Source organism: Chitinophaga sp. CF418, from assembly GCF_900142925.1.
Taxonomy (GTDB): domain Bacteria; phylum Bacteroidota; class Bacteroidia; order Chitinophagales; family Chitinophagaceae; genus Chitinophaga.
Window position 1 is genome coordinate 60,646 of record NZ_FRCN01000008.1, and the last position, 11,228, is coordinate 71,873.

Here is an 11,228-nt window from a genome sequence, read left to right on the forward strand (position 1 = left end):
GTATAGTCGAAGCGAATCTCATGCGAAGTCTGACCGGATTTGTACCACGGGAGTAGATCATGTCTTACAAAAAAGGCGTCCTGATACAGTTATCAGAACGCCTTTTTATAAACATATAGTCTGTTTAACGGCTACCAGAATACAGTATACAAAGCTGCCAATACACCCATGATGATCACGCTTCCTACAATAAAGCCCGGAGAGCTCTTGAACAAAGACCGGTCAATCTCTATCACACGTTTCTGCAACTTGCTCCTGCTGTCTACCAATGTGATGATGATCATCAGCGACACAAGCACTACAAACACCATGGTCATACGGTCGAGGAACGGAATTTCATATACGCCGTTTTCATTAGGCACCGCCAGCCCCAGGTTATACAAGGGAGACAGGTCCATCCATAAAGGCAGGAACTTCAGCAGGGTAGATAATGGTATGGTCAGCACTGCCGCTGCCAGGGCAGCTTTCGAAGTGGTCCGTTTCCAAAAGAAGCCCAACAGGAAGATCGCCAGTACCCCCGGGGAAATAAAGCCCACATAGTCCTGTATAAACTGGTAGGCCTGATCCAGCGTGGTTAAGGCCGGAGCCACCAGGCTGGCTATCACCATGGCTACGATCACCGTGATACGGCCCACTTTCACCAGCTGCTTTTCAGAAGCCTCTTTGTTGAAATAACGGTGATAAATATCCAGCGAGAAAATAGTAGAGATACTGTTTGCCTTACCCGCCAATGATGCAACGATTGCAGCTGTTAATGCGGCAAAGGCCAGTCCTTTCAGTCCTTCCGGCAGCAGGTTCATTAAGGTCGGATACGCCTGATCCGGTTTTATCACGCCTGCAGCGTTGCGAAGTTCCTCGTTGAACACACCTTCCTGGAACAGCACATAAGCGGTAATACCCGGCAGTACGGCTATCACAGGGATCAACAGTTTCAGGAATGCAGCAAACAGAATACCGCTGCGGGCTGTTTTGAGATCAGCTCCGAGGGCACGCTGAATGATGTACTGGTTACATCCCCAGTAATTCAGGTTATTGATCCACATACCGCCTATCAGTACAGACAGACCTGGCAGGTCCTTATAATAGTTATGTTCTTTCGAGAAGATCATGTGGAAATGGGAATCTGCCTTTTCACGCACCAGTGATAATCCTTTCAGGATATTCTCACCATACCCGAAATGAGTGGATACCATGCGTAAAGCCAGGTAGGTAGTAGCCAGTCCGCCGACGATCAGTACAAACACCTGTATCACGTCTGTATAACCGATCACCTTCATCCCTCCCAGCGTCACAATCACGGCAAAAACAGACAGGCCGACGATACACCAGAGGAATGGTATACCGGAAATAGCAGTGATGGCCAGCGCACCCAGGTAAATAATGGATGTCAGGTTCACAAATACGTATACCAGCAACCAGAAAATGGCCATTATAGTGCTCACAGTGGAATTATAACGTTCCAGCAGAAACTGTGGCATGGTGTAGATCTTATTCTTCAGATACACCGGGATAAAAAATACCGCCACAATAATGAGCGTGGCGGCAGCCATCCATTCATAGGTGGAAATAGCCAGTCCGAGGGCAAACCCCGATCCCGACTGTCCTATAAAGTGCTCCGCCGAAATATTGGAGGCGATCAGGGAGGCCCCTATCGCCCACCAGGTAAGAGAACCTTCGGCCAGGAAAAAGTCTTTGGTACTGGTTGTTTTTGCCCGCTTACGCTGGTAGATATAGTAACCATACCCGGCCACAATAACGAAATAGACTAAGAATACCAGGTAGTCCCAGTACTTTAAGTGGTGTGTATCAGTCAATTGATTCATATCTGGAAATTAAAATCCGCAGATAGCTGTCTGCAGACCGTGGCATTAAGTTAGATAGTATTAAAAGCTGGGCAAGATACTCAAATAAGCATTATTTCAATAGTCTGCCGATATAAATGACAGTATGCCCTGAACCGGTGGACGATTTTTACATATATTTAGGCATGTTAGAAGTAGATAAAAAGGAAGCACACCTTCTGCAGAAGGCTATCCGCCAGTGGGAATCTGAATCGCTGATCACGCCGGAGCAGGCAGGCAGGCTGAAAGAGACCTGGCAGGTCAGGGAGGGCGACTGGCAGGTAGTGACGCTGTATATCTTCATTGCAGCCATCTCCTGCGCCCTGATGGCCTTCGGGTCGCTGGTGCTGGACGAAAAATGGATAGAGGTTTTACGCCTCAGATTTTCCCTCACAGACGGCATTATCTCCACACTATTTGCGGCACTGACCGTATCCCTTTGTTTTCACGGCTACCGCCGCCAGCATAAACACCCTGAATATTCCCTTAACAGGGAGCTATTCTGGCTGCTACCGGTGCTGAGTGTTGGTGTCAGCGTAGTATACCTGGGAAAGACACTGCTATATCTTAACGGCAACTACGGCGTATTCTGGCTGTTGGCCACCGCCACATACGGCATTCTGGGGATCTTGTTGTCCTCCCGTCTGCTCTGGACGGCCACCCTCATATGCCTGATACCGGCTTATGTAAAACTGACCTACTATATCTCCGGCGGCGACTACTTCCTGGGCATGAACCTCCCCTGCCGGACCATCTTACTGGCATTTATCATGACCGGCCTTCATCAGTTGTTCCGCAATAATCGTTTATACAAACAGGTGAAAGATATCACATGGACCGGCAGCTGGCTGTTGTTGCTCCTTTCCGGCTGGATGATCTCTATTTTTGGTAACTCGGCCTCCTGGGAGGAATGGCAACACGTAAGACAGGTGCAGTTGCTCTGGTGGGTAGCGGCATTTACAGTATTATGTGTACTGGCGCTGATCTGGGGTATTAAAAGACATGATGCCATGGTCAGGGATATAGCAGTGTTATTTTTGTTGCTGGACCTGTATACACGGTATTTTGAATACCTCTGGGACCGTACGCACAAAGGCGTGTTCTTCACTATTCTGGCCTTGTCTTTCTGGTGGATTGGCAAGCTGCTGGAAAAGAGAATGAGAAAAGCGAAGAACCAGGGATGAAAATCAACCCAGGCCTGGCCCGGGGCTACAAACACGCAGCCCGTCTGAAGCGGACTGATTGCATCATGCACCACCTCCGCAGGAGGCCCATGTTTGTAACCCCGGGTTCGTAACCCCGGGGTCGGGATGCCAGATTTTTACACCATCGCGACGCACGTTGGTACGTGGGTCTCACATCCCGACAATTCCAATCTCTGATCTGATTTATTTCCCTATCAGGACTTCCACTTCTCTCACCTGATACCTGCCGGTATCATGAAAGCTCCAGTCATAATTTGCCGTAATCCAGGAACGTAGTACAGACAGGAACCTTTCCAGTTCCTGATCCAGTTCAGCGCCAAAGGAAGGCAGCAATTTCTCCAGGGCGGTAAACAGTTTCACTTCTTCATTGTGCATCCGCACAGTTTCATCTACGGCTTCCTGTAAGGAGATATTACGTTCATGCCTGAGTACTAAAACGAGATTGTGTACGTCTCCCTGCCGGGCTTCTTTGGCGCAGGAGAAGATATCGTTGGCCCAGCATACAATGTTATTGCAGGCCAATACGAGACGTTGTACGATAAAATGTTGCAGGATGTGAGCGGGTAGATATACTTTTTCAATGATCTCTATCGCTTCCACATCGGCGAACAATGCTCCGGTATAAGGGCGCATGGTGACGTATTCCGCAACGGTAGGAGTAACGCCTGCAGCCCTGTTACCTGCTTCCCAGTGGCAGGAGGTAAAGTATTCTTCCATACTGCGGATAAATCTTGCCTGCCATGCGGCGTCTCCAATGGCTTGCATACGATCCCATATGTCGGTGAAACTCCTGCCCAGAATAGTGTCAATAGGTGTATTATGTCTCAGAATGTTCATGAAGCCGTCTGTCACCTGTTCCAGTGAAACTGCTTTCCTGCCCAGTTGTGCTTCATCGCACTGATCGTCCAGCATGAACAACCAGGTGTTGAAGTTGGCAATGATACACAGTTCATGAAAGTCGGCATGCGGAAAGGCGCGGGCGGCAAGCCAGGCGAAGCGTGATCTGTCGAACCGGGCTAAAGCTTCAGGGCTTGTAATAAATCCGAAGGATTGTACCCATTGGCGGTTCTGTTCGTGAGCTGCTGTTACAAATTGGTTAATAGAAGAGGGAAACGGATAGGCTATCCGTGGCAAGGTGATCGTTGGCATAGTAAAATGGTTAAGAGGTGAATAGGGCCATCAGACCCTTAATTGGTCAATAACTCTTGGAAAAGCCAGCCTGAACCAGCTGGTAAACTGCTCCGGCACCTCTGCCATTAACCGGATAATTTCGTTTACGGGTAAATAACTATATGCATGCACTTCCCTGGGATCGGGGTTGATAGCACCGTTGTAAGTGCCTGCCCATACATGGTCATACTCATGTTCAATAAGACCATTGTCAAATTCTGTGCGGTAAGTAAATTGGAATAGTTCGCGTAAGGGACAGTCAAATCCCATTTCTTCTGAAAGACGCCGGTGAGCCGCGGCTTCCACAGTTTCACCTGGTAACGGGTGACTACAGCAGGCATTCGTCCATAAGCCGCCGGAATGATACTTATCAAGTGCACGCTGCTGTAACAGCATGTCGCCCTGATCATTCAAAATAAACACGGAAAAAGCCCTGTGAAGTAAGCCTTTCTCGTGAGCCTCCATTTTTTCCATCAATCCTGTTTCCTGATCCAGCTCATTCACCAATATAACCTGTGCTTTCATACAATGACAAATATATGGTTCATAATTTATGTAAACGAATTCCGGCTGGCATAAGTACACTTATAGCAGCAACATACCGTTGCCCGGCGGGGAGTGGATGCTCATCATAAGAGGTGTCTTTTAAGGTGACGTTTGAATTTTGGTTGCTGGATTTTCAATAGGGATATTGCTGACGGCAGCGGTGGGTTAAAACTTACAGTTTCAAATTACGCATTTATTTGTTCATTTTATCTTTTCCGTTTGTTCATTTTATCTCAGGGCTGCTGCCCTTTTGCATCGCTCCCTGCAAGTTTCATTATATTTGCATCTATGGCAGAAGATCTGAGCATAGTAAAAGGAGATAAAACAGCAGAATATAAGTCTATTATTCCGCAGATAGACGCATTGATAACCGGTGAACCGGACCTGGTGGCCAACCTGGCTAATACAGCCGCCGCATTAAAAGAGCAATTCGGCTGGTTCTGGGTAGGTTTCTACCTTGTAAAAGGCGATGAACTGGTGCTTGGCCCCTTCCAGGGTCCTGTGGCCTGTACGCGTATCAAAAAAGGGCGTGGCGTATGTGGCACCAGTTGGGCAGAAGCCAGAACCCTTGTTGTACCCGATGTGGAAGCTTTTCCAGGTCACATTGCCTGCAGCAGCCTGTCAAGATCGGAGATCGTGGTGCCCATCATCCGCAATGGCCAGGTAATTGGCGTACTGGATGTAGACAGTGAGCACCTGAATCATTTTGATGAAACTGACCGCGTCTTCCTGGAAGAGATAGTCGCATCCCTCAACTTTGAAGTGTAACTTAGCAGACCAGATCCACTGATTATGTTCTTTTTCCGTAAAAAAACTGATAGCGCAACTGCACATATTCCATTCCTGGCAGGAATAGAAACCGATATACACTCACACCTCGTACCGGCTGTGGACGATGGCGTGCAGGATGTGGAAACGGCTGTCCAGTTCATTGATGCATTACATGAACTGGGTATCAAAAAGGTCATTACTACTCCACATATCATTGTAGACCGCTATCCCAACTCGGCAGAGACCCTTGCGGCTCCTTTCCGGGAAGTAAAAGAGGCCCTCAAAGCCAAAGACAGCCCTGTGAGCTATCACCATGCTGCAGAATACTACATGGATGAATATTTCGAGGAGCTGATGAAATCCTCCCGCCTGCTTACTCTCAACGGAGAGTTGCTGCTGGTAGAAATATCTTTCATGTGTGCGCCGCCTCAACTGCACCAATGGCTGTTTGAGCTGTCGGCACAAGGCTACCGCCCTATACTCGCCCATCCTGAGCGGTATAACTATTACCACCAGCAAACAGACGAATACCTGACCTTCAAACAAAGAGGCTGCTACCTGCAGGTAAATCTTTTGTCGCTGGCGGGCTATTACGGTAAACATATCCAGAAAGCTGCCGAGTGGATGATCGAAAACCAGCTGGTGGACTTCATCGGAACAGATCTGCATCACGATAAGCACCTCCAGGCTATCAGAGCCATTGCTAAAGACAAAAAACTGGTGAAACTACTGGAAACCTATCCGTTTAAAAATAATACACTCACGACAACGGCTCAGGCTATAAAATAATCTACTCTACATGATAGCAGTTATTGGTCTTGGCTACGTTGGTCTGCCGCTGGCCATCGAGTTTGCCAAACAATACGACGTGCTGGGATTTGATATCAATGAAACCCGTGTGCAGGAACTCAGCAATGGCCAGGACAAAACCCGCGAAGCCAGCATAGAAGACCTGAAAGCCGTCATCCGGCAGAGACAACAACCGCATACCACTACCGGGCTGCGCTTCTCTTCGGATAAAAATGACCTGAAGGCCCATCAGGTCTTTATCGTTACCGTTCCCACTCCTATTGATGAATTTAAGTCGCCCGACCTGACCTTCCTGCTCACCGCATCAGCTATGCTGGGCAGCATCCTCAAGCCAGGCGATATCGTGATATATGAGTCTACCGTTTACCCCGGTTGTACAGAAGAAGACTGTGTGCCCGTACTGGAAAAATCGTCCGGACTGCGCTATAACCGGGATTTCTTTGTAGGCTATTCTCCCGAACGCATCAATCCGGGCGATAAGGTCAATACCCTGACGAAGATCAAAAAGGTAACCAGCGGTTCCACACCGGAGATCGCCACCCGTATAGACGAACTATACGCCTCTATCATAACGGCAGGTACGCACAAGGCGCCCAGCATCAAAGTGGCGGAAGCCTCCAAAGCAATAGAGAACGCACAACGCGATATCAATATTTCCTTTGTGAATGAACTGGCCCTGATCTTTGACCGTATTGGTATTGATACCAATGATGTAATAGAAGCGGCAGCCACCAAATGGAATTTCCTGCGTTATAAACCCGGCCTGGTGGGCGGGCATTGCATAGGCGTAGATCCTTATTACCTGGCGCATAAAGCAGAGTCCCTGGGCTACCATCCACAGGTGATACTGTCCGGCAGAAGGGTCAATGACCAGATGGGCTATTTTGTAGCCAATAAGATCGTTAAACTGATGATCGAAAAAGACCATAAGATCAAAGGCGCCAAAGCCCTGATCATGGGCATCACCTTTAAAGAAAACTGCCCTGATGTACGTAATACCCGTGTAGTGGACATCTATCATGAGCTAAAACAATACGGGCTGGACATTACAGTATATGATCCATGGGCCGATCCGGAGGAAGTAAAACGGGAATACGGTGTGCAGATCACGACACAGTTACATGGCAATGAAGTGTATGACGGTATAGTCATAGCAGTGGCACACCGGGAATTCCTGGAATTTGACTTCAAAAAACACGCCCGCAACAATGCAGTTATTTTCGATACAAAAGCCTGTATAGACCGCGATCTCGTAGATGCAAGACTGTAATACGGTCGCAGTCATCACTATATGAAAAAAGGCAATATCTGGGTGGTATTGCCTTTTTTGTATACTAAATCAATCAGTTGTAAAAAGATTTCTTTAACTTTACTTACGTCCCACTGCTTTTATCCAGGGGCTTAAAAAATCCCGTATCTTTTTTCCAAAGCCTCAATCAGATTGTTATTATTACTATTCGACCTTATCATGCAAGGCTTAAAGAGCTAGCCAATTTTTTAAACCATTAGAAGACGAGTCATTAACCTAATAAAGCATTCCCGCAGAATGGCCTTTTGCAGCTGTTTTACCGGGGATAAACCATGTACCATGAATACACCTTACCCAGCAGCCTCCGGCACACATGAGGCTCCCCCATCGAAAATCCTGTTGGTAACAGGAGATGCAGCTATTTTGCGCAAATTCCGTCAGCAGTTAATGCCAATTTATGATGTGATAACGGCCAACACCGTTGCAGAAGGCGTCCAACTGACTAACAAACAACGACCAGATCTAATCCTGTGTGACGTATTGGTAACCGATACCTCCGGTTATCAGTTTCTTATTACCCTCAGAGATGATCCAAGCCTGAAACATCTGCCTTTTATTCTCTTTAACCGGCTCAATGTCTCTCCTAATGTGAGAAAGGGCATGAACCTGGGTGCGGATGATTACCTGGTATATCCATTCAGCGGCGAAGAACTACTTAAAAGCATTCAATCCCGTCTGAGCAGGTATCATCATATCAGGGAGACCCTCGGCCCCGTTAAAGAGGCGATAATACCCCCTATTCATGCCGATGGCAGAGGTACCGTCATCAATGAACGATTAAGTAAAACAGAAGCCAAAATCCTGGATATGATAGCACGGGGCATGAGCAGCAGGGACATTGCGTCCTTTAAATGCATCAGTGTACGCACCGTGGATAATCACAGGCATAATATCACCAAGAAATTACAACTCTCAGGTCCCAACGCCCTTGTCAAATTTGCGATCGGCTACGGGGGAACACATTCCCGGTAAATTCTGCAACAATACGAATGTAAACCTTCCGTCGTCCCGGGTTGATACCGGGGGATTTCGTCGTTCCCGGGGTTGCCACCCCGGGAACAAACACACGGCGGGTACAAACACACGGCGGGTACAAACACACCCGGGCACAAACACACCCCGGGGTTACCACCCCGGGCTACAAACACGCGGCACCTGACGGAGCCGAATGCAGCGGATTTCCCGTCCCCGGGGTTACCACCCTAGGCTACAAACACGGCATCTAACGGAGCCGAATGTGCGGATTTCCCGTCCCCGGGGTTGCCACCCCGGGCTACAAACACGCGGCACCTGACGGAACCGAATGTAGCGGATTTTCCGTCCCCGGGGTTACCACCCCGCGCTACAAACACACGGCACCTAACGGAGCCGAATGTAGCGGATTTCCCGTCCCCGGGGTTACCACCCCGGGCTACAAACACACGGCACCTGACGGAGCCGAATGTAGCGGATTTCCCTGCCTTTACTATGCCTCTACCATGCCTTTAAAAACTTGATATAACTTTAAAAGTAAAAGAGCGTTCCGCAGAACGCTCTTTTTTATGCAGAGGAATATTAAGAATGGTCGCATAGATCAGCTCCGTCAGGAGCTGCGTGTTTGTAGCCCGGGGTGCAACCCCGGGGTGTGTTTGTAACCGGTTTCAACCCGGGGGGGATATATAAAAAAAAACGGCCAACCATGAATGGAAAGCCGGTCTTTCATCCATTGTTTGTTAACCCCAGTTATCGAATCCTATTTGGTATCTGGTAACTGGGGCTACCCTCACAAGGATTGTTAATGCAATATTAAGACTTTGTTAATTAGAAAGTTGTTAATCCTTGGTTAACGAAAATTTATTCTTGCATCATCTTCATAATACGAGCTGACACGTTTGTTGGATAGTGGAAATCCCTGGTAAATGACTGCGTGATTATGCATGATGGTTTTTTGCCAGATTCACAGCATTTTTTCACTTTTTCCATTTATTACGACTAACGGTTCCCGCAATCGTCAATACATTCTTAGTTTGATTTTTCAGCTCAGGCAAATCATCGTTTTTGCGTAAATAATGTTCGGAAAAACGTAAAAACTTACAATACACTGACAGAACAAAGGACATATCCGGGTTATAAAATGTACATATCTGTTGTACTGCAGCCATATTGGCCTTTACAGCATGGCTTTCCGGCCCCTGGATAGTCATCTCCGCGGCATCCTGCTACTTCCCCGCCGCCCAGAAAATGGCATTACGGAATAAAGTAAGGTAAGCCCCGTTCTCAAACAGGTCAGGTGAATGCCCCATGAAAATATAGACATTGCGGGCTTTGTAAGCTGTATTTGTCCATATAACAGGGTGATCGCCCATTTTCTTTTCAGAAGCGGGTTTATACGAGCTTTCGTCCACGCGGGCCAATACATGCACGTTGGGACGTGGGCTTCTGTCGTAGGTATACCATTCCTCCGTCTTTACATTAAACACTGCGGGTACACCTTTCAGCACAGGATGCGCAGCATCTTCCACATGTACATCCCCTGCCGCAAAATCAGCGATGTAATCTTTGAAGCGGATCTTTCCCATAAATTCATAAAACCAGGGCCATAAGCCATATCCGTCAAACTCTCCCAGCAATGTGGCATGATGAAATCCTATCCAGCCACCCTTTCCCTCAGATATATACTGTTCAAATGCTTTCACCGCCGCTGGCTTCCAGGCATAGGGAGGATAGTCCAGCTGGATGAACAACTGATATTGCGCCAGGAAAGCACTATCTATCTTATCACTGTTATTAATGTAATCAATGGCAAAGCCACTGTCGGCCGCCAGCTTGTCCAGCCATCCCTTTGCGGCCTTTGAATAAGCAATATGATGCCCACCGTTTTCCGCCAGTGCCAGCACACGGAAACGGGGTTTAACGGGTTGCATGGCCAGCAAAGAACACAGGACGGCCATAACGGGAATGAAGAGGATCTTCCGGAAAACAGGTTGAAACATGGTTATTGTGATGAATGTGATCTTTACAAAATAACACATCCGGCCCAATAATGCTATACCCGCGAGCATATCCTCATACGCTGTTTAGCGCCTTCATCCGGCGGAACATATCTCAGGCCTGCCAATTGGGGCATAATTTTTGGGCTCCTTGATTATTACAATCATAAAAAAGGTTTACAAATGCCTACTTCAAAACAAACAACAGCAAAGCAAACAGCAAAAAGCACTACAAAGGCAGCTCCGGCTAAGGAATCTGCGGAAAAGAAACCAGCCAAAGATGCCGGTGGCAAAGGGCTCAAAGCACCGTTGACACCTAGTCCGGAGTTAGCAGCTGTTATTGGCAGCAATCCGCTGCCCAGAACTGAAATGACTAAAAAGATCTGGGATTATATTAAGGAACATAATCTGCAGGATACTCAGAACAAACGTATGATCAATGCTGACGAGAAACTGAAGAAGGTTTTCAACGGTAAGAGTCAGATCTCAATGTTTGAACTGGCCAAGGAAATGAATCAACACGTGAAATAATTGTCAACCCCTTATCTCATTAATACGAGGGTTCCTTGTTGTATTATGGGTTGTTACTTACACACCAGTGCAGGTA

The 11,228-nt window shown here is 47.6% G+C and carries 10 protein-coding genes; 6 read left to right on the forward strand and 4 right to left on the reverse strand.

Annotated elements, in window-relative coordinates; genetic code table 11:
• Positions 1 to 131: 131 nt before the first annotated feature.
• The gene (locus F3I09_RS18180; protein ID WP_149696460.1) at positions 132 to 1,823 is read right to left on the reverse strand and encodes a sodium/sugar symporter; all 1,692 of its coding nucleotides are present in this window, start codon (positions 1,821 to 1,823) and stop codon (positions 132 to 134) included.
• Positions 1,824 to 1,987: 164 nt separating this feature from the next.
• Here F3I09_RS18180 and F3I09_RS18185 point away from each other — a divergent pair, with 164 nt between their 5' ends.
• On the forward strand, positions 1,988 to 3,025 hold the full coding sequence (locus F3I09_RS18185) for a hypothetical protein (RefSeq protein WP_149696461.1): 1,038 nt from the start codon (positions 1,988 to 1,990) through the stop codon (positions 3,023 to 3,025).
• Positions 3,026 to 3,229: 204 nt separating this feature from the next.
• On the opposite strand, the gene F3I09_RS18190 is transcribed toward F3I09_RS18185, so the two are convergent.
• Together F3I09_RS18190 and idi are read right to left on the reverse strand one after the other, a co-directional pair.
• Positions 3,230 to 4,195 (reverse strand): (-)-gamma-cadinene synthase, encoded by a 966-nt coding sequence (locus F3I09_RS18190; protein WP_149696462.1) that lies wholly within the window; start codon positions 4,193 to 4,195, stop codon positions 3,230 to 3,232.
• A 30-nt stretch (positions 4,196 to 4,225) separates the two neighbouring features.
• Positions 4,226 to 4,741 carry an isopentenyl-diphosphate Delta-isomerase gene (gene idi / locus F3I09_RS18195; protein WP_149696463.1) on the reverse strand — a complete coding sequence of 172 codons (516 nt, stop codon included), beginning with the start codon at positions 4,739 to 4,741 and terminating at the stop codon, positions 4,226 to 4,228.
• A 309-nt stretch (positions 4,742 to 5,050) separates the two neighbouring features.
• On the opposite strand from idi, the gene F3I09_RS18200 reads away from it, so the two are divergent.
• From F3I09_RS18200 to F3I09_RS18215, 4 genes are all read left to right on the forward strand, one after another.
• Positions 5,051 to 5,530: a GAF domain-containing protein gene (locus F3I09_RS18200; RefSeq protein ID WP_149696464.1), complete on the forward strand. Its 480-nt coding sequence runs from the start codon at positions 5,051 to 5,053 to the stop codon at positions 5,528 to 5,530.
• Positions 5,531 to 5,554: 24 nt separating this feature from the next.
• On the forward strand, positions 5,555 to 6,322 hold the full coding sequence (locus F3I09_RS18205; RefSeq protein WP_149696465.1) for a tyrosine-protein phosphatase: 768 nt from the start codon (positions 5,555 to 5,557) through the stop codon (positions 6,320 to 6,322).
• A 10-nt stretch (positions 6,323 to 6,332) separates the two neighbouring features.
• Positions 6,333 to 7,613: a nucleotide sugar dehydrogenase gene (locus tag F3I09_RS18210; protein ID WP_149696466.1), complete on the forward strand. Its 1,281-nt coding sequence runs from the start codon at positions 6,333 to 6,335 to the stop codon at positions 7,611 to 7,613.
• A 318-nt stretch (positions 7,614 to 7,931) separates the two neighbouring features.
• Positions 7,932 to 8,624, forward strand: a complete 693-nt coding sequence (locus F3I09_RS18215) for a response regulator transcription factor (protein ID WP_188133857.1) — start codon at positions 7,932 to 7,934, stop codon at positions 8,622 to 8,624.
• A gap of 1,226 nt (positions 8,625 to 9,850) precedes the next feature.
• Here F3I09_RS18215 and F3I09_RS18220 read toward each other — a convergent pair.
• A complete protein-coding gene (locus F3I09_RS18220) occupies positions 9,851 to 10,693 on the reverse strand; it encodes a ThuA domain-containing protein (protein WP_223233287.1) in 843 nt (280 codons plus the stop codon).
• Between the two features lie 111 nt (positions 10,694 to 10,804).
• On the opposite strand from F3I09_RS18220, the gene F3I09_RS18225 reads away from it, so the two are divergent.
• Positions 10,805 to 11,152: an SWIB/MDM2 domain-containing protein gene (locus tag F3I09_RS18225; RefSeq protein ID WP_149696468.1), complete on the forward strand. Its 348-nt coding sequence runs from the start codon at positions 10,805 to 10,807 to the stop codon at positions 11,150 to 11,152.
• Positions 11,153 to 11,228 lie beyond the last annotated feature (76 nt).

Bases quoted from the DNA above. Each gene is read 5' to 3' on its own strand.
- F3I09_RS18185 (WP_149696461.1), top strand. From the start codon at position 1,988: ATGTTAGAAGTAGATAAAAAGGAAGCACACCTTCTGCAGAAGGCTATC.
- F3I09_RS18210 (WP_149696466.1), top strand. From the start codon at position 6,333: ATGATAGCAGTTATTGGTCTTGGCTACGTTGGTCTGCCGCTGGCCATC.
- F3I09_RS18220 (WP_223233287.1), bottom strand. From the start codon at position 10,693: ATGCTCGCGGGTATAGCATTATTGGGCCGGATGTGTTATTTTGTAAAG.
- F3I09_RS18215 (WP_188133857.1), top strand. From the start codon at position 7,932: ATGAATACACCTTACCCAGCAGCCTCCGGCACACATGAGGCTCCCCCA.
- F3I09_RS18225 (WP_149696468.1), top strand. From the start codon at position 10,805: ATGCCTACTTCAAAACAAACAACAGCAAAGCAAACAGCAAAAAGCACT.
- F3I09_RS18190 (WP_149696462.1), bottom strand. From the start codon at position 4,195: ATGCCAACGATCACCTTGCCACGGATAGCCTATCCGTTTCCCTCTTCT.
- F3I09_RS18180 (WP_149696460.1), bottom strand. From the start codon at position 1,823: ATGAATCAATTGACTGATACACACCACTTAAAGTACTGGGACTACCTG.
- F3I09_RS18205 (WP_149696465.1), top strand. From the start codon at position 5,555: ATGTTCTTTTTCCGTAAAAAAACTGATAGCGCAACTGCACATATTCCA.
- F3I09_RS18200 (WP_149696464.1), top strand. From the start codon at position 5,051: ATGGCAGAAGATCTGAGCATAGTAAAAGGAGATAAAACAGCAGAATAT.
- idi (WP_149696463.1), bottom strand. From the start codon at position 4,741: ATGAAAGCACAGGTTATATTGGTGAATGAGCTGGATCAGGAAACAGGA.